The organism is Streptomyces sp. NBC_01808 (assembly GCF_035917395.1).
Classification (GTDB): Bacteria; Actinomycetota; Actinomycetes; order Streptomycetales; family Streptomycetaceae; genus Streptomyces.
The window spans coordinates 7,470,357-7,491,549 of the sequence record NZ_CP109072.1 but is presented as its reverse complement, the minus strand read 5'-3'; the positions used below and the strand labels follow the sequence as shown (position 1 = coordinate 7,491,549).

Annotated in this window: 21 protein-coding genes and 3 pseudogenes; 12 read left to right on the top strand and 12 right to left on the bottom strand. The window is 74.7% G+C overall.

The window, feature by feature from the left end; genetic code table 11:
* Window positions 1-16 precede the first annotated feature (16 nt).
* Complete coding sequence (locus OG946_RS32935; protein ID WP_326799592.1) at window positions 17-562, top strand: SigE family RNA polymerase sigma factor; 546 nt, start codon at window positions 17-19, stop codon at window positions 560-562.
* Here OG946_RS32935 and OG946_RS32930 read toward each other — a convergent pair.
* The gene (locus OG946_RS32930; RefSeq protein ID WP_326799591.1) at window positions 529-1,128 is read right to left on the bottom strand and encodes a CGNR zinc finger domain-containing protein; all 600 of its coding nucleotides are present in this window, start codon (window positions 1,126-1,128) and stop codon (window positions 529-531) included. The genes OG946_RS32935 and OG946_RS32930 overlap by 34 nt on opposite strands.
* A gap of 85 nt (window positions 1,129-1,213) precedes the next feature.
* Here OG946_RS32930 and OG946_RS32925 point away from each other — a divergent pair, with 85 nt between their 5' ends.
* Together OG946_RS32925 and OG946_RS32920 are read left to right on the top strand one after the other, a co-directional pair.
* Entirely contained in the window at window positions 1,214-2,002 is a 789-nt protein-coding gene (locus OG946_RS32925; protein ID WP_326799590.1) for an MBL fold metallo-hydrolase, read from the top strand.
* Window positions 2,003-2,223: 221 nt separating this feature from the next.
* Window positions 2,224-3,513 (top strand): MFS transporter, encoded by a 1,290-nt coding sequence (locus OG946_RS32920; protein ID WP_326799589.1) that lies wholly within the window; start codon window positions 2,224-2,226, stop codon window positions 3,511-3,513.
* On the opposite strand, the gene OG946_RS32915 is transcribed toward OG946_RS32920, so the two are convergent.
* Together OG946_RS32915 and OG946_RS32910 are read right to left on the bottom strand one after the other, a co-directional pair.
* Entirely contained in the window at window positions 3,500-4,078 is a 579-nt protein-coding gene (locus OG946_RS32915) for a TerD family protein (RefSeq protein ID WP_047020586.1), read from the bottom strand. The two genes, OG946_RS32920 and OG946_RS32915, sit on opposite strands and share 14 nt — an antisense overlap.
* A gap of 145 nt (window positions 4,079-4,223) precedes the next feature.
* Window positions 4,224-4,589, bottom strand: a pseudogene (locus OG946_RS32910) (EamA family transporter); the annotation flags it as partial.
* On the opposite strand from OG946_RS32910, the pseudogene OG946_RS32905 reads away from it, so the two are divergent.
* A pseudogene (locus tag OG946_RS32905) lies at window positions 4,590-5,375 on the top strand (aminotransferase-like domain-containing protein); the annotation flags it as partial.
* A 28-nt stretch (window positions 5,376-5,403) separates the two neighbouring features.
* On the opposite strand, the gene OG946_RS32900 reads toward OG946_RS32905, so the two are convergent.
* The 4 genes from OG946_RS32900 to OG946_RS32885 form a co-directional block, all read right to left on the bottom strand.
* Entirely contained in the window at window positions 5,404-6,744 is a 1,341-nt protein-coding gene (locus OG946_RS32900) for an ABC transporter substrate-binding protein (protein WP_326799588.1), read from the bottom strand.
* A 122-nt stretch (window positions 6,745-6,866) separates the two neighbouring features.
* Window positions 6,867-7,619, bottom strand: a complete 753-nt coding sequence (locus tag OG946_RS32895) for an SDR family NAD(P)-dependent oxidoreductase (RefSeq protein ID WP_326799587.1) — start codon at window positions 7,617-7,619, stop codon at window positions 6,867-6,869.
* An 87-nt stretch (window positions 7,620-7,706) separates the two neighbouring features.
* Window positions 7,707-8,510: an SRPBCC family protein gene (locus OG946_RS32890; RefSeq protein ID WP_326799586.1), complete on the bottom strand. Its 804-nt coding sequence runs from the start codon at window positions 8,508-8,510 to the stop codon at window positions 7,707-7,709.
* The gene (locus OG946_RS32885; protein WP_326799585.1) at window positions 8,507-9,205 is read right to left on the bottom strand and encodes a helix-turn-helix domain-containing protein; all 699 of its coding nucleotides are present in this window, start codon (window positions 9,203-9,205) and stop codon (window positions 8,507-8,509) included. Before OG946_RS32885 ends, OG946_RS32890 begins: the two co-directional genes overlap by 4 nt.
* A gap of 138 nt (window positions 9,206-9,343) precedes the next feature.
* On the opposite strand from OG946_RS32885, the gene OG946_RS32880 reads away from it, so the two are divergent.
* Together OG946_RS32880 and OG946_RS32875 are read left to right on the top strand one after the other, a co-directional pair.
* Window positions 9,344-10,213 carry an alpha/beta fold hydrolase gene (locus OG946_RS32880; protein ID WP_326799584.1) on the top strand — a complete coding sequence of 290 codons (870 nt, stop codon included), beginning with the start codon at window positions 9,344-9,346 and terminating at the stop codon, window positions 10,211-10,213.
* The gene (locus OG946_RS32875; RefSeq protein ID WP_326799583.1) at window positions 10,210-10,806 is read left to right on the top strand and encodes a DUF4291 domain-containing protein; all 597 of its coding nucleotides are present in this window, start codon (window positions 10,210-10,212) and stop codon (window positions 10,804-10,806) included. Before OG946_RS32880 ends, OG946_RS32875 begins: the two co-directional genes overlap by 4 nt.
* A gap of 78 nt (window positions 10,807-10,884) precedes the next feature.
* Here OG946_RS32875 and OG946_RS32870 read toward each other — a convergent pair whose 3' ends face one another.
* Entirely contained in the window at window positions 10,885-11,541 is a 657-nt protein-coding gene (locus tag OG946_RS32870) for a maleylpyruvate isomerase N-terminal domain-containing protein (protein WP_326799582.1), read from the bottom strand.
* A 71-nt stretch (window positions 11,542-11,612) separates the two neighbouring features.
* The gene (locus OG946_RS32865) at window positions 11,613-12,524 is read right to left on the bottom strand and encodes a phosphotransferase enzyme family protein (RefSeq protein ID WP_326799581.1); all 912 of its coding nucleotides are present in this window, start codon (window positions 12,522-12,524) and stop codon (window positions 11,613-11,615) included.
* Between the two features lie 199 nt (window positions 12,525-12,723).
* On the opposite strand from OG946_RS32865, the gene OG946_RS32860 reads away from it, so the two are divergent.
* The 4 genes and pseudogenes from OG946_RS32860 to OG946_RS32845 form a co-directional block, all read left to right on the top strand.
* Window positions 12,724-13,980, top strand: a complete 1,257-nt coding sequence (locus tag OG946_RS32860) for a DUF6745 domain-containing protein (RefSeq protein WP_326799580.1) — start codon at window positions 12,724-12,726, stop codon at window positions 13,978-13,980.
* 58 nt (window positions 13,981-14,038) lie between these two features.
* Window positions 14,039-14,497 carry a hypothetical protein gene (locus OG946_RS32855; protein ID WP_326799579.1) on the top strand — a complete coding sequence of 153 codons (459 nt, stop codon included), beginning with the start codon at window positions 14,039-14,041 and terminating at the stop codon, window positions 14,495-14,497.
* 164 nt (window positions 14,498-14,661) lie between these two features.
* A complete protein-coding gene (locus OG946_RS32850) occupies window positions 14,662-16,011 on the top strand; it encodes a hypothetical protein (protein ID WP_326799578.1) in 1,350 nt (449 codons plus the stop codon).
* Between the two features lie 201 nt (window positions 16,012-16,212).
* Window positions 16,213-16,677 (top strand): annotated as a pseudogene (locus tag OG946_RS32845) (N-acetylmannosamine-6-phosphate 2-epimerase); the annotation flags it as partial.
* Between the two features lie 145 nt (window positions 16,678-16,822).
* Here the strand turns inward: OG946_RS32845 and OG946_RS32840 are convergent.
* Window positions 16,823-17,344 (bottom strand): pyridoxamine 5'-phosphate oxidase family protein, encoded by a 522-nt coding sequence (locus OG946_RS32840; protein ID WP_326799577.1) that lies wholly within the window; start codon window positions 17,342-17,344, stop codon window positions 16,823-16,825.
* Window positions 17,345-17,508: 164 nt separating this feature from the next.
* On the opposite strand from OG946_RS32840, the gene OG946_RS32835 reads away from it, so the two are divergent.
* The gene (locus tag OG946_RS32835) at window positions 17,509-18,390 is read left to right on the top strand and encodes a sigma-70 family RNA polymerase sigma factor (RefSeq protein WP_326800438.1); all 882 of its coding nucleotides are present in this window, start codon (window positions 17,509-17,511) and stop codon (window positions 18,388-18,390) included.
* An 88-nt stretch (window positions 18,391-18,478) separates the two neighbouring features.
* Window positions 18,479-19,486 carry a methyltransferase gene (locus OG946_RS32830; RefSeq protein WP_326799576.1) on the top strand — a complete coding sequence of 336 codons (1,008 nt, stop codon included), beginning with the start codon at window positions 18,479-18,481 and terminating at the stop codon, window positions 19,484-19,486.
* A 124-nt stretch (window positions 19,487-19,610) separates the two neighbouring features.
* On the opposite strand, the gene phzG is transcribed toward OG946_RS32830, so the two are convergent.
* Together phzG and OG946_RS32820 are read right to left on the bottom strand one after the other, a co-directional pair.
* Window positions 19,611-20,249 (bottom strand): phenazine biosynthesis FMN-dependent oxidase PhzG, encoded by a 639-nt coding sequence (phzG, locus tag OG946_RS32825; protein ID WP_326799575.1) that lies wholly within the window; start codon window positions 20,247-20,249, stop codon window positions 19,611-19,613.
* Window positions 20,250-20,291: 42 nt separating this feature from the next.
* Window positions 20,292-21,131 carry a PhzF family phenazine biosynthesis protein gene (locus OG946_RS32820; protein ID WP_326799574.1) on the bottom strand — a complete coding sequence of 280 codons (840 nt, stop codon included), beginning with the start codon at window positions 21,129-21,131 and terminating at the stop codon, window positions 20,292-20,294.
* Window positions 21,132-21,193: the final 62 nt, after the last annotated feature.

The window sequence follows — 21,193 nt, the reverse complement described above, 5'->3', positions numbered from 1 at the left end:
GCGAGGAGAGGCCACCGTGGGTATACCCAGCGCCGGTCACGACGCCGCGGCGACCGCGGAATTCCGTGAGTTCTTCGAGCACCACTACGCCGAACTCGCCCGGCTGGCGAACTCGTTGAGCGGCGAGGCGGACGGCGCCGACGACGTGGCGGCCGACGCGCTGGCCGCGCTCTGGCACCGCTGGGACCGGGTGCGCGCCGCCGACCACCCGGCCGCGTACGCCCGCGGGGTCGTCGCCAACCTCGTCCGCAGCCGCATCCGCAGTGCCGTACGCGAACGCCGCCGCCTCGCCCTGTACTGGACCGGCGACCACGAGCACGCCGAAGGGCCGGACGTGCCGGCGGTCGTGGACGTACGCGAGGCGCTGCGCGGGCTGACGTTCCGCAAGCGCGCCTGCGTCGTGCTGCGGCACGCCTTCGACCTCTCCGAGCGCGAGACGGCGCACACCCTCGGCATCTCGGTGGGCACCGTCAAAAGCCAGACCGCCAAGGGCGTCGCCCAACTCGAAGCGGCGCTGGGCGGCGGGGCTCAGCCGCCGCCCGGCCGGGTGCGCCGCGCGTAGGCGCGGGCGGCGCGGGCCCGGTCGCCGCAGCGGGTGGAGCACCAGTGGCGGCGGCCGTGGCGCAGCAGGTAGCGGTTGCAGGGGCTGGAGCCGCAGCGGGTGAGGCGGTCGGCGTCGGGCGCGGTCAGCAGGTCGGCGGCGTCGGCGGCGAGGACGGCGAGGGCGCGGTCGAGGATCTCGTTGGTGGGGCACGGCGCCGCGCGGTAGGGGCCGTTCTTCTCGTCCCAGTACAGCAGCGCGGCCGTGGGGGCGCGGCTGAGCGCGTCGTTGACGGCGGCCAGCGCCGCCGGCAGGGCGGGCAGCCCCTCCGCGCGGGCGGCGAACAGCACCCGCAGATGCTCGCGCAGCGAGCGCAGTTGCGCCGCGCACATCTCCCGTATCCCGGCGTCCGCCGGGGCGAGGCCGTGCCCGGTGAGCCAGCGGTTGGCGCCGGCGGGGGTGCCGAGGAGGTCGGTGAACTGCCCCCCGGGCAGCGCCATGGCGCTGTTGACGAAGTCGAGCGAGGGGTAGTCCGCCGCCCCGGGGGCGGGAGTGGCGGTGAAGTCGCCGGTCGGGCTCTCGGGCATGCGTCTCATGGTACGGGTTGCCGCCATCCGTGAGGCAGGGCTATGGTCCTCACGGATAATTCAACTTCCATCCGTGAGGTTCTTCATGGCCGAAACCGGCACGCCCGCCGAGCAGTTCCCCGTACGCGTCCTCGGCGGCCCCACCGCCCTCTTCGAGTACGGCGGTCTGCGCTTCCTGACCGATCCCACCTTCGACGAGCCCCGCGTCTACGACGTGCCGGGCGGGTCGCTGACGAAGACCGCGCCCCCGGCGGCGGCGCCGGCGGGGCTGGGCCGTATCGACGTGGTCCTGCTCTCGCACGACGAACACCCCGACAATCTCGACGAGTCCGGCAGGGCGCTGCTCGCGGACGTCCCGCTGACGCTGACCACGCCCGGCGGCGGGAAGCGGCTGGGCGCGGGCGCCCGGGGGCTGGCCGACTGGGAGGCGGCCGAGCTGGACCGGCCCGGCGGCGGCACGGTCACGGTCACCGCCGTGCCCGCCGTGCACGGCCCCGAGTCGCGGGCGGTCGTGGAGGCGGCGATCGGGGAGGTCACCGGGTTCGTCCTGACCGGCGCGGGGCTGCCCGTCGTCTACGTCAGCGGCGACAACGCCTCGACGGCGGCGGTCGCGGAGACGGCCGGGCGGTTCGGCCCGGTGGACACCGCGATCCTCTTCGCCGGGGCACCGCGGGTGCCGGTGCTCTTCGGCGGCGAACCGCTGGTCCTGGACAGCGCACAGGCCGCCGAGGCGGCTCGGGTCCTCGGCGCCCGCCGGGTGGTCCCCGTCCACTACGACAGTTGGTCGCACTTCACCGAGGGCCGCGCCGAACTGGCCGCCGCCTTCGACGCGGCCGGACTGCGGGACCGGCTCGACTGGGGGCTGCGGGGCTGATCCCGCGGACCGTCCGGACGGGCGCGCCCCGGCCGGACGGTCCGGTCCTGCGCCGTCCGGCCGGGGCGGCCGTCCGGGCCGCCACCGGGCCGGGGGCGGGGGTCTTCCGGTCGTGATCCATACCCGTACCCCGCCAGCCGGACCGCAGGAGAGCGCCGCGTACCGTCGGCGCCGTACCGCTGCATCGCACATGCGTCGCATCCCGAGTGAAGGAACCCCAGGTGACCACGACCGCGCCCGCCGGGCCCGCCGTCCGCACCCGGGCTCGCGCCCAACGCCGGGCCCTGACCGTCCTGTTCGCCGCCCAGGTGCTCAGCGGCGCGGGGCTGGCCGCGGGAGTGGTCAACGGCGCGCTGCTCGCGCAGGACATGCTCGGCTCCACGAGCCTGGCCGGGCTGCTCGGCGCACTGGCCACCGCGGGAGCCGCGCTGGCGGCGGCCGTCGTCGGGCGGCTCTCCGACGCGCACGGCCGCCGCTCCGGACTGGCCGCCGGGTATCTGGCCGGTGCCGTCGGCAGCGCCGGGGCCGTCGCGGCGGCGGTGGCCGGCAGCTCTCCGCTGCTGTTCGCGGCGATGGTCGTCTACGGCGCGGGCACCGCCACGAACCTCCAGGCCCGCTACGCGGGCGCCGATCTGGCGGCGCCCGCGTACCGTGGCCGCGCCGTGTCCACCGTGCTGGTCGCCACCACGCTGGGCGGGGTGGCGGGTCCCAACCTGGCCGTGTCCGCGGGCGATCTGGGCGCCGCGCTCGGCGTCCCGCGGCTGTCCGGGCTGTTCCTCGTCTCGGCCGCCGCGTACGGCGCCGCCGCCCTGGTGCTGGCGGTGTGGCTACGCCCCGACCCGCTGCTGCTCGCGCGCGAACTCGACGCCGCGGAGCACGCCGCCGCGCCGCCCGCGGCGCAGCCGGGCACAGGTCCAGGGGCGGAGCCCGGCGCGAAGCCGGCGGCCGGGCGGCGCGGCCCGGGGGTGCTGCCGGGTGCGCTGGTCATGGTGGTCACCCAGCTCGTCATGGTCGCGATCATGACGATGACGCCGGTCCACATGCACGCCAACGGCCACGGCACCGCCGCCTCCGGCCTGGTCATAGCCGTCCACATCGGCGCGATGTACCTGCCGGCGCCGCTGTCCGGCTGGCTCGTGGACCGCCGCGGCCCGCTCGTCGTCGCCGTCGCCGCGGGGCTCGCCATGCTGGCCGCGGGCGTGGTCGCCGCCACCACCGCCGAGTCCACCGCCGTGTTCGCGGTGGCCCTCGCGCTGCTGGGGGTGGGCTGGAGTATGGGGCTCGTCAGCGGTACGGCGATGGTCACCAACGCCATACCGCCCGCCACCCGGGCCCGCACCCAGGGCCTGGTCGACGTCGCGATCTCGGCCGCGGGCGCCGGCGGGGGCCTGGCCTCGGGCGCGGTGGTGGCCGGCGCCGGCTATCCCCTGCTGACCGTGGGCGGCGGCATACTCGCGCTCGCCGTCGTGCCCGCGGCCGTCGCCGCGGCGGGCGGGATCAGCCGACGTTGACGCCGTAGTCGGTGGCGATGCCGTGCAGCCCCGAGGCGTAACCCTGGCCGACGGCGCGGAACTTCCACTCCCCGGCCCGCCGGTACAGCTCGCCGAAGACCATGGCGGTCTCGGTCGAGGCGTCCTCGCTCAGGTCGAAGCGGACCAGCTCGACGCCGTCGCTGCGGTTGACGACCCGGATGAAGGCGTTGCTGACCTGGCCGAAGTTCTGCCCGCGCAGATCGGCGTCGTGGATGGACACCGGGAAGACGATCTTCTCGACCTGCGGCGGGACCAGGCTGAGGTCCACGTTGATCGACTCGTCGTCGCCGTCGCCCTCGCCGGTGAGGTTGTCGCCGGTGTGCTCGACGGAGCCGTCCGGGCTGGTGAGGTTGTTGTAGAAGATGAAGTGCTGGTCGGACAGCACCTTCCCGGAAGCGCCGCACATCAGCGCCGAGGCGTCCAGGTCGTGCGCCGCGCCTGTCGTGGTGCGCACGTCCCAGCCGAGCCCCACGGTCACGGCCGTCAGCCCCGGTGCCTCCTTGCTGAGCGAGACGTTGCCGCCCTTGGCCAGGGAAACTCCCACGATCACCCCTCCACCTCTGATGTCCCTTCGCCAGCCTACAGGCGGTCGGCACACGTGCGGAGACCTTCTGTCGTACGCCGTACGGGACGGGGTCGGCCGGCCGCCCGGGGCGTACCGGCACGGCCCGCCGTCAGGTACGCGCCCGCACCGGCTCCCGCGGCAGGGCCAGCGCGGCGACGAGGACGGTGACAAGCAGGGCGGCGACGCAGCCCCAGGCGATGACCTGCCAGCCGGGCATGTGCCCGGCGAGCCGGCCGCCCTGGGCGTAGCCGGCCGCGCACAGCAGCAGCGCGCCGAAGAGAGAGAGGTCGCCGGTGCCCGGCAGGCCGCGGCTCTGGCTCAGCGTGAAGGCGAGGACCGCGAGGGCGCCGGTGCCGGCGGCGGTCCAGAACGTAGCCGACGGGCGGCGGCCGGTCAGCGCGGCCGAGCAGGCGGCGGTGGCCAGCGGCAGCACGCCGATGACGACGGCGGAGTGCGCGGTGGTCGAGGTCTGCAGCGCCAGTGTGGTCAGCCGGTGCCGCTCGACGCCGACGGCGTACGGGCCGGCCTGCTGGCCGAGGCGTTCGCCGCGACCCGCGCCCGGGTGTTCGTCTGCCAGCCGCTCTTCCACAACCCCGCCGGCGCCGTGCTGGCGCCCGGACGGCGCGCGGCCGTGCTCCGCACCGCGCGCGCCGCCGGGGCGTTCGTCGTCGAGGACGACTTCGCGCGCGGGCTCGCGCACGCGGACGCCGCGCCGTTGCCGCCGACGCTCGCCGCCGACGACCCGGACGGCGTGGTGGTGCACGTCCGTTCGCTGACCAAGGCCGCCTCGCCCAGCCTGCGGGTCGGGGCGCTGTCGGCGCGCGGCCCGGTGCTGGAGCGGCTGCGCGCGGTCCAGGTCGTCGACAGCCTCTTCGTGCCCCGCCCGCTGCAGGAGACCGCGCTCGAACTCGTCGGCTCCCCCGCCTGGGCGAGCCATCTGCGGGCGCTCGCGGGCGCGTTGCACGAGCGCCGTACCGCCGTGCTGGCCGCGCTGCGCGGCGAGTTGCCGGGGCTCGTACCGGACCGGCCGCCGCTCGGCGGCTACCACCTGTGGCTGCGGCTGCCGGACGGCACCGACGAGGCGGCCGTGGCCGCGGCGGCGCTGCGCCACGGCGTCGCGGTCACCGCCGGGGCCCCGTACTTCACCGCCGAAGCACCGGCGCCGCACCTGCGGCTGAGCTACGCGGCCGGCGCGGGCACGGCGCAGTTGCGCGAGGGCGTACGCCGGCTGCGCCGCGCGTTCCCTGCCGACTCGCCGCTCGCGGGCGGGGGTTGAGGGTACGCGGCGGCGGGACCCCGCGGCGTCAGCGGTCCAGCAGCTCGTCGATCTTCCGCTCCGCCGCCCGCCACGCCTGCGTGGGCGTCAGCTTCCCCTGCTCGACCGGCAGGATGCCCGCGTCGGTGATCTGCTGCTGGATCGGCTGGTCCTTCGCGCCGAGTTCGAGGGTCGGGATGCTCTTGGCGGCGATGGAGAAGATCTCGCCGGTCGGCGCGTCGTTGAAGTAGGGATGCGTGGCGTCCGCGACCTGCGGCAGCTCGTACGCGGCCTGCGAGCTGGGGAAGCTCGCCCGCTTCTCGAACAGCCTGGCCTGCTGCTCGGGCGCGGTCAGCCAGGCCGCGAGCCGGGCCGCCGCCTCCCGGTGCTCGCCGGCCTCGGGGACCGTCAGGAACGAGCCGCCCCAGTTGGCGGGCTTGGGCGCGGCGGCGATGTCCCACTTGTCGGCGGCCCCGGGGCCCGCCTTCTCCTGTATGTAACCCAGCATCCAGGACGGGCAGATGACGGTCGCGAAGCCGCCCTCGGCGAAGCCCTCGTCCCAGTCGGGGGTGAACTGCTTGAGCCGGGCCGTCATGTCCCCCTGCGCCGCCTGCATCGCCAGGTCCCAGGAGACCTCGACGGCGGGGCTGTCCTTGTAGATGGCCTCGCCCTCGCGGCCGAAGTAGCGCACGGGGAAGCTGCTGATCGAGCCGTTGTAGACGCCGGCGGCCGAGTCGACGAAGGCGGTGCCCGCCGGCGCGTTCGCCATGTAGTCCGCGCCGACGCCGAGGTACTTCTCCCAGTCGGAGAACCACAGCGCGGCGACCTCCTCGCGGTCGGTCGGCAAGCCGGCGGCGCGGAAGAGGTCCTTGCGGTAGCAGACGGCCATGGGGCCGATGTCGGTGCCGAGGCCGACGGTCTTGTTCTCGTCGGTGGTCGCCTGGTCCCATTTCCAGGGCAGGAACGCGCCCTCGTCGACACCGGTCGTGGTGCCGAGGTCCATGAGCCGGTCGGCGCGGGTGGCGACGACCTCGCTGATGTTGCCGACCTCGACGGCCTGGATGTCGGCGAGCCCGCGGCCGGAGTCGAGGGCGTCGCGCAGCGCCGGGTAGTACTCCTCGTTGCTGGGCGCGGCCTTCTCCACGATGGTGACGTCGGGGTAGAGCTTCTCGTACTCGTCGTAGAGCCCGGCCTCCTCGAAGCCGAAGACGCCGAAGACGCCGACCGTCAGCGTGACGGGCCCGCCGTCGCCGCCTCCCCCGCCGTCCGGCCCGGCGGCGGACGGGCCGTCGTCGAGCAGCGCGCAGCCGGCGAGGAGGGCGGCGGCCAGCGCGGCGGCGAGGGCGCGGGACCTGCGGGTGCGGTTGCTGGTACGTGGACGTGTGCGCATGGGACTCCCCCGGAAGCCGCCGCGCCCCCTCCCGGTGACGGGGCGCGGCGTGGCTTGGGAGCGTAGCGTGGGAGCGCTCCCGGGTCATCCCACGTGCACATCATTCGACTGCCGCGGGACGGTCAGTCCACGATCGCGCCGCAGGTGATGTTCAGCTCGGACGCCGTGATCGGCGCGGCCCGGTCGGAGGCCGCGAACGCGGCGGCGTTGCCGACGTCCTCGTACGTCGCCGTCCGGCCCAGCATCGTCGGCTCCACCAGCGAGGCGACCAGCTCGTCGCGGCCCTCGAAGCCCTCCGGGATCGACTCCGGGATCCCGCCGGTCTTCAGCCCGACGACGCGCACGCCGCGCGGGCCCAGTTCGGCGGCGAACTGCTTGCGCAGCATGTCGACGGCGCTCAGCGCGACCTGGAAGCCACCGATGAAGTAGTCGTGCATCGGGTCACCGACGCCGCCGAAGGTGAGCAGCACGCCGGACTTCTGCCGGATCATGTGCCGGGCGGCGGCCTTCGACGTCAGGAAGGTGGTGCGTACGGCGTTGTGGACGGGCGCTTCGAAGTCGCTCAGCGTCATCTCCGCCAGGGGCGTGCCCTGGATGTCGCCCACGGAGACGAGGTTGATGGAGACGTCGATGCTGCCCGCCTCCTTGGCCACGGCGTCGGCGTGCGCGTCGACCGCGGTCTCGTCCAGCGCGTCGACGACGGCCGTCGACACGGTCCCGCCGGCCTCGCGCACGTCCGCGGCAACGGCCTCCAGGCGCGCGGGGGTCCGGCTGGCCAGGTACACGGTGGCGCCTTCGCGGGCGAAGCCCAGCGCGACGGCGCGGCCGATGCCGCCGGCACCGTAGACGAGGGCGTTCTTGTCCTTCAGCAGCATGGTGATCCTCACTTGTCGAACACGGCTGTGACGGTCCTCAGTTGTCGTACGCGGTGGTGGCACGCGGTCGTCGCCGGGTCGTCGTCCTCAGTTGCCGAACGCGTGGCGGGCGCCGGTGAGCCAGGTGCGCCACCTGTCCTCCTCGCGCGCGGCGGCGCCTGGCGGGGCGCCGTACAGGCGGGCGAGGAGGTTGACCGAAAGCGGGGCGCCGGGGGCCATCGGGAAGCAGGAGAAGGCGTACAGCGCGGGGTACGGCTCGGCGGCGCGCAGCAGTACGTAGCCCGGGGTCCTGTCCTCGACCGTGCCGGCCAGCTCCGGTGCGCTCGCGGGGGTGCGGAACGCGGCCCCGGCGGGTGCCGCCGCGATGCCGAGGAGGCGGTCGAGGACGGCGGCGGCGCGGGGCCGTTCCGCGGCGGGCAGGCCGAGGCCGGCGAGCACGCCGACGCTGCCGGCCGGGCGGCCGGCGAAATGCGTCAGGTAGGCGCGCAGGACGGTCAGCGACATCCGCCAGCCCTCGCCGGCCCCCTCGACCAGGTCCTCCCAGCCCTCGCCGTCGCGGCGGAAGCCGTTGACGACGCGTACGACGCAACTGCCGCCGCCCGCGGCCTCCACGAGGAACTCCGTCGCCAGCGGCGGCGCGTCGGGGCCCGCGGGCTCCTCGTAGCCGAAGCGGTGCGGCGGGTCCCAGTCGGTGACGGTGGCGTGCGCGGTCTCGCCGTAGGGCTCGCGGCGCACGGTCATCGCGCCGCCCGTGGCGGGGTCGATGTCGGCGGGGAAGAGCCAGGCGGCGTGTCCTGGCCCGGTGGCGATGGCGCGCCACACCTCGTCGGGGGTGCCGGGGACCGTGATCTCGTGGCTGCTGAGGCGGGCGGTGGGGTCGTCCTCCGTCACGGCCGCTCGCCTCCCTCGGGGCCGTCCGGCGCCTCCGGTACGTCCGGCGCTTCCGACGCGTCCGTCGCGTCTGTCGCCTCCGGTGCCTCCGGTGCCTCCGGTGCGCCGGGGTCGACGCCCTTCGGCACGGGGTGGACGGAGACCGTCAGCCGCTGCCAGCGGCCGCCCGGCGCGGACTCGTCGTGGTACTTGGAGACCAGCCCGTTGACCGCGGCCGTCAGCTCCTCGGCGAACGCCGCCCGGTCGGCCGGCGAGCGGAACCGCACGGCGGCGTCCAGCCCGTAGACCGGCAGCCGCTTGCGTCCGCGTACGGCGTTACGGGCCATGCCGCCGACCTCCGCGACGACCCGCGCCGCCAGCGCGACGACGTACGCCGCCGACAGCCGGTCGCCGTCCGGCCGCGGCCCCCCGGCGGCGGCCCCGAGTGCCTCCGGGGAGACCACGTACCCGGCGGCGCTGGCCACGAGCTGCCGCTCCGTCAGCCCGCCCCAGACGCGGGTGCCGGCGACCTCCACGAGGCCGTGCTTCTCCAGCAGCCGCAGGTGGTAGTTGACCCGCTGCCGGGGCACGCCGAGCCGGCTCGCCAGGGCGGAGGCCGAGGCGGGCGCGCGCAGTTCCGCGAGCAGCCGGGCCCGTACCGGATCCAGGGCGGCGGCGGCCGAGGCCGGGTCCGCGATCACGTCGATGTCCTGCATGCCGCCAAGACTCCCCTTGACAAATAAATTTGTCAAGCGTTGAGCTGGGCACCCGCGCCCGATCGGGTACGCGGACACCCGGCCGGCGGCCCGGAATCCGGTTGCCGCGCGGGGAACGCCGCTGACAGGCTCGTCGCCATGAAGGACTTCACCGCCCCCGACGGGGCCGCGCTCGCCTACCACGACTCCGGTGGCGACGGCCCGCCCGTCGTCTGCCTGCCGGGCGGCCCCATGCAGTCCTCCGCCTACCTCGGCGACCTCGGCGGGCTGACCGCGCACCGCAGGCTGATCCGCCTCGACCCGCGCGGCACCGGCGCCTCCGCCACCCCGGCCGACCCCGCCTCGTACCGCTGCGACCGGCTCGTCGCCGACGTCGACGCGCTGCGCGCGCACCTCGGTCTTGCCCGCCTCGACCTGCTCGCGCACTGCGCCGGTGCCAACCTCGCGGTGCTGTACGCGGCCCGCCACCCGGAGCGCGTCGGCAAGCTCGCGCTGATCACGCCGAGCGTCGCGGCGGTCGGCATCGACGTCACCGCGGAGGCCCGGCTGACGACTGCGCGACTGCGGGCGAAGGAGACGTGGTTCCCCGGGGCGTACGCGGCTCTGGAGGACCTGACCGCCGGTTGCGGCGGCGAGCGCGGCGCCATCGCTCCGTTCTTCCACGGCCGCTGGGACGACGCGGCCCGCGCCCTGGACGCCGCGTCCGACGCGGACCGCAACGCAGAAGCCGCCGCCGCCTACGGCGCCCCCGGCGCCTACGACCCGCCCGCCACCCGCGCCGCCCTGGCCCGCCTCACCGCCCGCGCTCTGGTCCTCGCCGGCGAGGTGGACGTCAACTCGCCGCCCCCGGCGATGGCCGCGTACGCGGCCCTCTTCCCGGACGCCCGCTATGCCGTCCAGCCCGCCGCGGGCCACCACCCGTGGCTGGACGACCCGGCGCTCTTCACGGCGGCCACGGCGGCGTTCCTGACCGGCTCCCCCGCGCGGGCAGAGGAGTCCCCGGGGTGACGACGGAAGCGCGACAGGTCCGTGCGCGGCAGACCGCGGACACGGTCACCGTCTACCAGGCGTACGCGCCCGCCATCGCCGAACCGGCGCTGCGGGCGGGCACGTTCGTGCCGCCGTTCAAGCGCGAGCGGATGACGTGGATCAAGCCGTCGTTCCTGTGGATGATGTACCGGTGCGGCTGGGCAGAGAAGCCCGGCCAGGAGCGCGTCCTGGCCGTCGAGATCAGCAGGCGGGGCTTCGAGTGGGCGCTGCGCCACTCCTGCCTGAGCCACCACGACAGCCGCATGTACGCCACCCGGGACGACTGGCTGGCGGCGAAGAGGACCAGCCCGGTGCGGATCCAGTGGGACCCGGAGCGGGACATGGCGCTGCGGCCGCTGGAGCGGCGCGCGATCCAGATCGGGCTCTCCGGGCCCGCGGTCGGGGGGTACGTCGACGAGTGGATCCGCGGGATCGAGGACGTCACGCCGCTGGCGCGGGACGTGCGCGCGCTGCTGCGGGAGCAGCGGCGCGAGGAGGCCGCCGCGCTGCTGCCGCGGGAGGAGCCCTGCCCGCTGCCGGACGCCGTCCGGGCCCGCATCGGCGCCACGTAGGGGCGGCCGGCGGCCTGCTGTCCCGTGTGCGGCGGCCGGCGGCCTCCGGTCCCGTAGGGCCGCGGCCGCCGGTCCCGGTCAGCCCAGGATCAGGGGGAGCTTCGCCGCCAGAGGGCCGAGGGCGGTGCGTTCCGCTTCGGTGGGGGTGCGGCGGCCGGTGGCGATGAGGAGCGCGTCGGTGTCCGTGAAGGACTCCGGGAACGCCGCGCCCGCGATCCGCTCCAGCAGGGCCCGGGTGTCGGCCAGGCCCCCGGCGGGCGGTCCCGGCACGTGCGGAAGGTGCGCGGTCAGGTCGAGGTGGTGCAGGGTCCACTCCAGGACGTACGCCGCGAGGTAGTCGCCCGCGGTGAGGACCATGTCCTGCGTGCTCACCCGCAGCGCCGGGTCGGCGAGTTGCGCCGCCCGGCCCGCGGCGGAGCCGACGTCGTCGAGGTGGAACTTCAGCAGTGCCGGATCCTCGTACGCCGCCGCCAGCCGGACGGTGAGCGCGTCGAGGGGGTCCGCGCCGGTCGGCGGCTCGTCGCTCACGTGCCAGTAGCGCGCCGCGTCGACCGTCGGCTCGCCGTCGGCGGGGGTGACCAGGGTGATGAGCACGTCCTGCGCGTCGATCACCAGGTGGGAGGCGAGGTCGCGGACGAGCCAGCCGGTGCAGCCGGAGGGCTGCGCGAAGTCCTCGTCGCTCAGGCCGGCGACCGCCGCGCGCAACGCCGCCCAGGAGGGTACGAATTGATCCACCTCGGCAACGTAGTTCGCCCCCGCGCACCGGACAACTCGGTTTACCGGCGCGCCCCTCGCGGGCGCACCGGCTACGGCCGGAGGCTGGCGAATGCCTCCATGCGGCGCCGGTGGTAGTCCAGGTCCTCCTCGTCGTGCCGCACGCCCCGGGCCACGGCGAGCGCGAAGTACGCGCCCTCGCGCCGCAGCCGGTGCCGCATCAACTGCGTCAGCGACTCCTCGTCCAGCGCCTCGGCGGTGCCGCCCGCCTCCAGGTAGGCGTCGGCGAAGCGGCGCGCGTCCGCCGGGTTCTGGCAGAGCTCGTCGGCGAACTCCAGCGCCGCGCTGCCCACTTCCACCTCGGGCGGGGCGACGAGGGACTCGTCCCAGTCGAGTACGGCGACGATCCGCGCCGGGTCGTCGCGGTCGACGAGCAGATTGCCGTGGTAGTAGTCGCCGTGCAGGGCGTGCCGCAGCCGGGCGCGGGCGCTGAACCCGGCCAGCCACCTGTCCAGTTGCGGGTCGTGCAGCCGCGGGTCGTCGTACGCCACGTCGCCGGCGAGGCCGACTTCGAGGAAGCTCGGCTTCGGCCGGGGCGGCAGGTCCGCACCGGCCAGCGCGCGGTGCAGGCGGGCCAGCATGCGGGCCGCGGCGGTCGCGGAGCGGGGGTCGTCGCCGTCGGCCCAGACCCCGTCGACGTACGGCCAGAGCGACACCGCGCGGCCCTCGACCCGTACGACCGTGGCGCCGTCGTCCCGGCCCGGGACCGGCAGCGGGGCGACCGCCTCGGGGCAGCCGCCGGTCCGCGCGGCGACCGCGACGCGGTGGCACCACTCCGCCTCCGCGGTGTCCTTGTCGTACCCGCCGATCCGCACCACGTGTGCGCCGACCCGCCAGGCGGCGGACTCCTCACCGCCGTAGAGCCGTTCTGCGGGACCGGTGACGCCCGTCGCCTCCCGTACCGCCGCCGTCAGCGGCACCTCCACGAAGACCACGCCGTTCACCTGCCCCTTTTTGCACTTCCACGTCCTCTCCCCCGCATTCGATCACAGGGCGGCGCGGCGGCGCCGCGCCATTTCCCGGCCACGGAGCCGCCCCGCGCCCGCGGCCCGTAATCCCCTTGCGCCCCCGCGCCGCCGCTGGCAACCTGGCCGCCATGACTCCTCATGGAAAGGCGCACACCGCCTCCCTCTGGTGACCGCGGTGACCTCTGCGCGCGGGGCATCTCCCCGCTTCGACGGTTCACTTTCCTCTTCCCGCGAACGCCTGTCCCTCGCCGTCGCACTGCGCGACGACTGGCTGGGGCACGCCTTCTCCACCCTGCCCGCGGACCGGCCGGCGGCAGAAGCGGCCGTCACCGGGCTCTACGGCCTGGCCGGCGCGCCGCCACCGCGGTTCGTCTGGATCCCCTCCCCCGCGGCGGCCCCGCCGGCGCTACGGGAGGAGCAACCCGCCTTCGCCCGCCCGCCGCTGCGGGCCGCCGACGCACCCGCGCGGTGGGCGGACTGGCCCGTCGCCTCCCGGCTCGCATCGATGCTGTCCGCGCTGCGCACCCGGCTGGACCGGCGCGTCCCGCGCCCCTGGACTCTGGGGCACCGCCCGCGCCCGGCATGGCACCAGGTCGCGCACACCATGGCGGCCGAGGACGCACTCCGCGACGGGTACGCGCTGCGCGACATCCTGTGGACCGCCGTCCACGACCCGCTCGCCGCCACGCTGCTCGACGGCCCGCGGCCCGCGATCCGCACCGCCCTCCTCCCCGTCACCGACGCCGAACCGCGCGGGCTCACCTTCCACGGCCAGCACGACGCGCACTGGATCGGGCACTACGACATCCACGCCCGCCTCGGCCTCACCGCCTACCACGCCGCCGACACCCGCCAACTCGCCCTGTGGGCCGCCCTGGCCCGCGCCGCCGGCTGGTGGTGGCCCGGTGACGGGGTGTGCGTCGTCGCGGAGCGGCCCGCCGAGGTGCACACCGAGCCGCTGCCCGGCGCCCGCCACGGCGAACTGCGGCTGCACCACCCCGGCCGCCCCGCCGTCCGGTACGGCGACGGCGCCGAGGTGTACGCCCTGCACGGCACCGCCGTGCCGCGGTGGGTCGTCACGGAGCCGACGGTGGCGCGGATCCACCGCGAGCCGAACGTCGAGGTGCGCCGCTGCGCCATCGAGCGCATCGGCTGGGACACATACGTCGACCGGGCAGGACTGCACCTGCTCGCCGAGGCCCCCGACCCCGGCAACGCCGGGTCCCACCTGCACCTCTACCACGTGCCGCGGCGCGTGTGGGGCACACCGGGGCGCGTCCTGCTCGTCGTCAACGGCTCCGTCGAACCCGACGGTCGGCGCCGCCGGTACGGGCTGAGCGTGCCCCCCGGCATCGACGACCCCGTCGCCGCCGCCGGCTGGTCGTACGGGCTCAGCGGCCCGCAGTACGCACAGCTCGCCCGCCGCACCTGACGTGCCGCCTTCCTTCTCCTCTCACCGGCTTCCCTTCTCTCACCCCGAGGTGATGCACATGACCACGTCCGCAGCCGTGACCCTCGCCGACCTCACCGCCAGGACCGGCCTCGACGTCCTCGCCCACCTGGAGCGCGAGGTGACCATCCCCGTCGTCGCCGGCCTCCAGGCGCAGGGCGACCTCATCGTCGTACCGCTGGCGCTCCTCGACGACGTCACCGTCCCGCCGCACACCCGCTGGACGGCCGTCCCCGCGGGCGGCGTCGAGCTGCTGCGCGGCGCCGCCGGCGGCAACCCGCACACGCTCGTCGCCGACCCGGGCACCTGCCGCTGGAGCCGGCGCGTGAACGACCCGCAGCGCCTCGCCCTCGGCGTCCTCGACGCCACGGCGGTCGCGTACCTCATCCACCCGGAACACGGCGGTACGGGCATCGCCCCTGGCACGTACGTCATCAGGCGCCAGCGCGAACGGAGCGAGAGCACGGGGCGGTTGGGCAACCGGTTCATCGCGGACTGACGGCGGCCCCGCCCGGGCGGTACGCCCCGGGCGGGCCGTGGCCCCGCGCGGTCGGCCCCCCTGGCGTGACGGAACCGGACCGGTTCTGCCGTTCGGGACCCTTCGCCCTCTCGTTCCGGTACGGTCCTGGCTTCGGAATCGGCCCGTAGCACAGGGGTGAACCAGTGGCGGACGACGTCGGCGAGCTGATCGAGCGGCTGGCCCTGTGGCGGACCGGGGACGGCGGCTACGACGACGTGAGCCTCCGGGAGCAGGCGATCGTCGCGCTCCAGGAGCGGGGCCCCGAGGTCGTCCCCGTGCTCGTCGACCGGCTCGACGCCCTCCTCGCCGACCACGCCGCGCACCTGGAGCGGGTCGGGGCCGTCACCGCGGTGTGGGACGCCTGGTACGAGGAGGGTGACGCCCTCGTCGACGAGCACGGCGTGGGCAAGGTGTTCGAGCTGGAGCGCTACCGCACCGTCCCCAGCGACAGCCTCCCCCAGCGCGAGCCCCGGGACGAGCACTACCAGGACCCGTACGACCTCAAGCAGGGCCTCGTGGAGGCGCTGCGCCGCATCGGCGACGACCGGGCCGCGCCCGTCTACGGCCGCGCGCTGCGCGACCGGGCCTGCATCCACTACGCCGCGACGGCGCTGCGCGGCACGCACCTCGACGGCGCCGTGCCCGCGCTGCTCGACGCCGCCGCGAGCATCGAGCCCGACGACATGGCCTTCCCCGAGGTGCTGCGGACGCTGGAGCACTACGGCGCCACGACGGCGCAGGTACGGGCCCGGTTCGAGGCCGAGTCCGGGCCGCAGGCCCGGGTGAGCCTGATGCACGTGATGAGGAAGCTGCCCGGTGACGGCTCCGGCCGGCCGGCGGACGAGGAGATCGCCGACGCGCTCGTCTTCCTCGCGATGAGCCGGTCGGCCACGGACCGGTACGGGGCGATCAGGGAACTGAAGGCACTCGGCACGCTCGACGCCCTGCCGGGGGACCCGGCGGACCCGCGCGGCTCGTGGGACGCGGCCTTGGGCGGCGCCGTCATGGAAGCGCCGCCGCCCGCCGAGGCGGTCCACGCCGCGATCGTCCTCGCCGCCCACGGCAACCCGCCAGGACACGACGGCGAACTCCGGCGCCGGCTGCGGCACATGGCCGAGGACGCCCCGTCCGCGGCGCGCGCCGTCACCGCCCTGCTCGCCCGCGAGCCGCGGGCCCCCGACGCCGAGCTGGAGCTCGCGCTGCGGCTGGCCCTGCGGCTCCACCCCGACCGGGTGGCGGAGCACCTGCCGCTGCTCCGCGCGCTGCACGGGCTCACCTCGTACCCGCCGGGACGCGCCGGCGCGCTGCGCGCGCTGCGCCGCGACGGGATGCTGTTCGTGCTGATGCTGCACGAGGACCCGGTGCTCAGCGAGGAGGCATGGGCGGTCTTCGAGGACGTCGCCGAGCCGGCGGACCGGGAGCGGTTCGCCGAGTACGAGGCGCTGCGGCTGGGCACGTGGGGGCGGCTGGTGCGCAGGTTCAAGCGGCGTTGAGCGGTGGGAGTGTTGGCCGGATCCCTGAGTTTCTGGCGTCCGTGTCCCGGACGTGCGCGGGGCGTTGACTGTACGCACCACCCTGTCCGCCACACTCGCCGTGCTGCTGCCGGACGGGAGCGCGGCATCTCGCGGGTCAGCGGGGCGCTGCGTCCCCGCCGCCGTCATCCCCGCCCTCGCCGTTGCGGCCGGCCGCGAGGCGTGATCACGCCCACGGCGGCGCACGCGCGGGCGGTCGCGGAGGCCGGCGCGGACGTCGTCGCCGTCGACGCCACGGACCGCCCGCGGCCGGACGGCCGGGACGCGGCGGAGTCGTTCGAGGCGGTGCGGCGGGCGGGTAGGCTCGTGATGGCCGATGTCTCGACGTACGAGGAGGGGCCGCGGGCGGCCGACGCGGGCGCCGACCTGATCGGCACCACCCTCTCCGGCTACACCGACCGCTCCCCCGCCCCCGGCGCAGGTCCCGACCTCGCTCTGGTGGAGCGGCTGGCGGCGGCGGTGCGGGTGCCGGTGCTCGCGGAGGGGCGGATCGGGACGCCGGCCGAGGCGGCGGAGGCGCTGGCGCGCGGCACGTACGCGGTGGTCGTCGGCACGGCGATCACCCACCCGACAACGCTCACCCGCCGGTTCACCACCGCACTCGACGCCACCCGCCCCCGCGGGTGACCCCGCCCGGCACGGCCTGACGGTCGACGGATGACAACTGACAAATAACAGATGACTGTCACCGTCCGCGAGACAGCAGCACACGCACCGGGCGCCCAGCCCTCCTCAGCCGTCCGCCCTCAGCCTTCAGCCTTCAGCCTTCGCCCTAGACGACGCCCAGCTTGGCGGCGTCCGGGGCGAAGACCGTCATCCAGTGCGGGCTGAGCCGGTAGAAGACGACTTCCTCGTCCCAGCGGAAGGCGTTCTCGCCGTAGAAGTCCTTGAAGTACGCGAGCAGTTCCGGCCACTCGGGGTCCGGCTCCCCCTCCGCGGGGTTGAGGGCGATCGCGTCGCCGTGGGTGAACACGCCGAGGTCCTCGCCGCGCATGTGCGCCACGCTGGCCGCGGGGCGGGCGGTGAGGTGGCGGGCCTTGGCCGCGGTGCGGGCGGTGCCGAAGTACCAGGTGCCGTGGAGGAAGTGGCCGTCGGCGCCGCTGATGCGGGGTTCTCCCTTGGCGGTCACGGTGGACAGGGCGAGGGTGCACATCCCGGTGAGGACGCGGGTGAGCTGTTCCGCGGTGAGCGTGCGGTCGGTGTTGATGATCGAGCGGAGGTGGCCGGTGGAGCGGGCCAGGGAGGTGTCGAGGAGTTCCTGGAGGCGTAGGAGTTCTTCGGGGGTTTCGCGCATCCGGTCACCGTAGCGGGGCAGGTAGCCCTCGGCCGGGTGTTCGGGGGCGCGTCACATCGGCGTGTTCTCGCGGGTCAGATACATGACAGGGAACGGGGAGAGGACCGGCTGTGAAGAGTGAACACGACTGGCTGGCGGAGCGCTTCGAGTCCGATCGGCCCCGGTTGCGCGCGGTGGCGTACCGGATGCTGGGGTCGGTCCCGGAGGCGGACGACGCCGTCCAGGAGGCGTGGATCCGGCTCAGCCGCTCGGACACCAGCGAGGTGGAGAACCTGAGCGGCTGGGTCACGACGATCGTCGCCCGGGTGTCCCTGAACATGCTGCAGTCCCGCAGGTCCCGCCCCGAGGTGCTGGTGGACACGACGGACGCGGGCGATCCCCAGGACGAGTTGTCGCCGGAGGATCCGGAGGAGGAGGCGGTGATCGCCGACTCGGTCGGGCTGGCGCTCCTCGTCGTCCTGGACACGCTGACGCCGGCCGAGCGGCTCGCGTTCGTGCTGCACGACATGTTCGCCGTGCCCTTCGAGGAGATCGCGACGATCGTCGACCGCTCCCCCGCCGCGGCCCGGCAGCTCGCCAGCCGGGCGCGGCGCCGTGTGCAGCGGTCGACGCCGACCGCGCGGCAGGGGGAGGCTTTCGGTGTGTACGACGCCGCCGCCTCTCTCCCTTCGGGGAAGTCGGATCTGGCGACGGCGTTTCTCGCGGCGTCCCGGGAGGGGAATTTCGAGGCGCTGCTGGCGATGCTGGCGCCGGACATCGTGCTGCGTACGGATGCGGCGGCGATGCGGATGAGTCTGGAGGCCGGGCTGCGGGGGATGCATCCGATCACGGATGTGCCGGAGATCCGCGGTGCGGACGCGGTGACGCGCGTGTTCGCGGGCCGGACGTGGAATCCGGCTCCGGCGCTGGTCGATGGTGCGGCGGGGCTGGTGTGGCTGGTGCGCGGGCGGCCGCATGTGGCGTTCTGTTTCGCTACGGAGAACGGCAGGATCACGGCGATCGACATCAAGGCCGATCTCGGCGGTCTCGGCATCGTTTTCGAGTAGGCGCCCCGACTTCGGGGGCGAATGATAACAGGAACCTGCCACGGCCGGGCTCCTATCAGCCGTCCGAGGCCCGACCTAAGGTGTGTGCATGGACGAATCTACCGATCTCACCGAGCGGTTGCTGGATTTATCGCAAGGCTATCTGCGTACGGCCTCGTTGCACGCGGCCGCGGAGCTGCGGCTCGCCGATCTGCTGGCCGGGGGTCCGCGCGGCGCGGAGGACCTGGCGGCGGAGGCGGGGCTCGACGCCCCCTATCTGGCACGGCTGCTGCGCTATCTGGCGGCGTACGGGGTGTTCCGGCAGGAGGACGACGGCCGGTTCGCGCTGACGCCGCTGGCGCAGTTGCTGCGCTCGGATGTGCCGGGTTCGATGCGCTCGTATGTGGAGATGCACGGCCACGACATCTTCGTGCGGTCGGCGACGGGCCTTTCCGAGGCGGTCCGTACCGGCGGGAACCCGTTCGAGGCCGAGTTCGGGATGCCCTTCTACCAGTATCTCTTCGGCAACCGCGAGTTGGGCATGCAGTTCGACGCGAGTATGGCGTCGTTCTCGGAGGCGCTGAGCGATCAGGTCGCCGGCGCGTACGACTTCGGTTCGGCCCGCTCGGTGGTGGACGTGGGCGGTGGCCGCGGCGGGCAGTTGCTGGCGATTCTGCGGCGCAACCCGCATCTCGAGGGCACGCTGATGGACCGCGAGCCGGTGGTGGCGGGGCATGTGCTGGATGTGCCGGAGCTGGCGGGCCGGTGGCGCGCGGTGGGCGGTGACTTCTTCGCGGCGGTGCCGGAGGGCGGGGACGTCTACATCCTGAAGCACGTGCTGGCGAGCTGGCCCGACGATCAGTGCGTGCGGATCCTGGAGGTGTGCCGGGACGCGATGCCGGACGGCGGCCGGATGCTCATGGTCAACGCGCTGGTGCCGGAGGGGAACGAGCCGCATCCGGCGAAGGACGTGGACATGGTGATGCTGACGGTCCTGAACGGCAGGGGCAGGACGCAGGCGGAGTACGAGGATCTGATGCGCAAGGCGGGGCTGGTGCCGGGGCAGGTACTGCATGTCTCGCAGCACGCGGCGATCATCGAGGCGACGAAGGCCTGAGACCTGACGGCCGGGGCGCGCAGAAGGCGGCGCGGGCGGCCGGCGGCCCGGAGGGATCCGGGGCGCCGGCCGCCCGCGCCGTTCGCCGTGGTAGGGGCGTGGCGCCCGCGGGCGCCGCGCGCGGCTACGGCTGGAGGCGGACGGAGGTCCAGCCGTCGCCGTCGCGGTCGTAGCGCAGCCGCAGGTGGAGCCGGTCGGGGCGGTGGGCCCAGAACTCGATGTCGTGGGGCTGGAGCCGGTAGCCGTAGAAGCGCTCGGGGCGGTCGAGGGCCTTGCCGTCGGCGCCGAGGCGGGCGGCTTCTGCGCGCAGCGCCGCCGGGTCGGCCAGCGGTTCGCTCTGCCGGGAGGCCGCGGACATGGCGTGCAGCGGGACGGCCCGGGCCTGCCAGAGGCTGTCGGATTCGGCGGTGGGGACGGGTTCGACGGGTCCGGAGAGTTTGATCTGCTGGCCGGTCTCGCGCCAGTAGAGGAGTCCCGCGGCCCAGTTGTTCTCTTCGATCTCGCGGCCCTTGCGGCTGGTGGCGTGGCTGGTGAACAGTACGCCGCGGTCGTCGATGGCGCTGACGAGGACGATGCGCGAGGAGGGCCGGCCGCGTTTGTCTGCGGTGGCCAGTGCGAGCGCCTTGGGTTCGCGGACCTGTAGTTCGACGGCGCGGTCGAGCCAGCGCTGTACGAGGGCGACGGGGTCGGCGGGCGGGGCGTCGTACTCGGGGAAGTCCGCGTCGTTCTCGACGGTGAGGCTTTCGAACTTGCTGGTGTGCATCTGGTGCCTTTCTGCGGTGGCCGCCCGCCGGGCGTGCGGGGTCTAGAGGAAGAGGGTGCCGCGTCCTACGGTGACGCCGTTGCCGCCGACGTGCACGGCGTGGATCCGCTCGCCGTCGCCTTCGGCGGTGGCGAGCATCAGGGAGGGGCGGCCCATTTCGACGCCCTGGAGTATCTCGACCTGTTCGCCGTAGGCGGCGAGGCCGTGCCGGGCGAGGTGGATGGCGAGGGGGCCCGCGGCCGAGCCGGTGGCGGCGTCCTCGACGACGCCGTACGCGGGTGAGAACATCCGGGCGCGCCACTGCCGGCCCTGTCCCGCGAAGCAGTTGGCGGCCATGTCGGGGAACGCGGACAGGGCGCGGTGGTCGGGCCGCAGTGCGGAGAGCGCGGGGACGCTTTCGAGGCCGACGAAGACGTGCCGGGGGCCGTTGCGGTAGACCTCGACGGGGGCGACGGAGGTGTCGGCGCCGAGGGCGGCGAGGAGTTCGTCTGCTTCCGCGTAGGGCTCCCACACGGGGTGGGGCTGGCGCATGCTGACTTTGACGGCGCCGTCGTCGTCGGTGAGGTGGACGGGGATGACGCCCATCGCGGTTTCCAGGTGCAGTTCGTCCTGTTTGCGGGTCTCGCCGAGGGCGACGGCGGTGCCGAGGAGGGGGTGTCCCGCGAAGGGCAGTTCGTTGACGGGGGTGAAGATGCGGATGCGGGCGTCGCCGCCTTCGCCTGGCGGGAGCACGAAGGTGGTCTCGGAGAGGTTCATCTCCCGGGCGATGCGCTGCATCAGGTCGGGGGTGAGTTCCCTGGCGTCGAGGAACACTGCGACGGGGTTGCCGCTCAGCGGCTTGCGGGAGAAGGCGTCCACCAGCATGTAGTCGAGTTCGGGCATGTACGGCTCCTGACGGGCGGATTCGGGTTCGTGGGTGGCCCCGGGTGGCGGGGGTTCAGGTG

Excerpts from the sequence above, each read along its gene's own strand:
- OG946_RS32830 (WP_326799576.1), top strand. The coding sequence starts at position 18,479 with ATGGACGAATCTACCGATCTCACCGAGCGGTTGCTGGATTTATCGCAA.
- OG946_RS32930 (WP_326799591.1), bottom strand. The coding sequence starts at position 1,128 with ATGCCCGAGAGCCCGACCGGCGACTTCACCGCCACTCCCGCCCCCGGG.
- OG946_RS32925 (WP_326799590.1), top strand. The coding sequence starts at position 1,214 with ATGGCCGAAACCGGCACGCCCGCCGAGCAGTTCCCCGTACGCGTCCTC.
- OG946_RS32840 (WP_326799577.1), bottom strand. The coding sequence starts at position 17,344 with ATGCGCGAAACCCCCGAAGAACTCCTACGCCTCCAGGAACTCCTCGAC.
- OG946_RS32900 (WP_326799588.1), bottom strand. The coding sequence starts at position 6,744 with ATGCGCACACGTCCACGTACCAGCAACCGCACCCGCAGGTCCCGCGCC.
- phzG (WP_326799575.1), bottom strand. The coding sequence starts at position 20,249 with ATGCACACCAGCAAGTTCGAAAGCCTCACCGTCGAGAACGACGCGGAC.
- OG946_RS32895 (WP_326799587.1), bottom strand. The coding sequence starts at position 7,619 with ATGCTGCTGAAGGACAAGAACGCCCTCGTCTACGGTGCCGGCGGCATC.
- OG946_RS32885 (WP_326799585.1), bottom strand. The coding sequence starts at position 9,205 with ATGCAGGACATCGACGTGATCGCGGACCCGGCCTCGGCCGCCGCCGCC.
- OG946_RS32820 (WP_326799574.1), bottom strand. The coding sequence starts at position 21,131 with ATGCCCGAACTCGACTACATGCTGGTGGACGCCTTCTCCCGCAAGCCG.
- OG946_RS32880 (WP_326799584.1), top strand. The coding sequence starts at position 9,344 with ATGAAGGACTTCACCGCCCCCGACGGGGCCGCGCTCGCCTACCACGAC.
- OG946_RS32855 (WP_326799579.1), top strand. The coding sequence starts at position 14,039 with ATGACCACGTCCGCAGCCGTGACCCTCGCCGACCTCACCGCCAGGACC.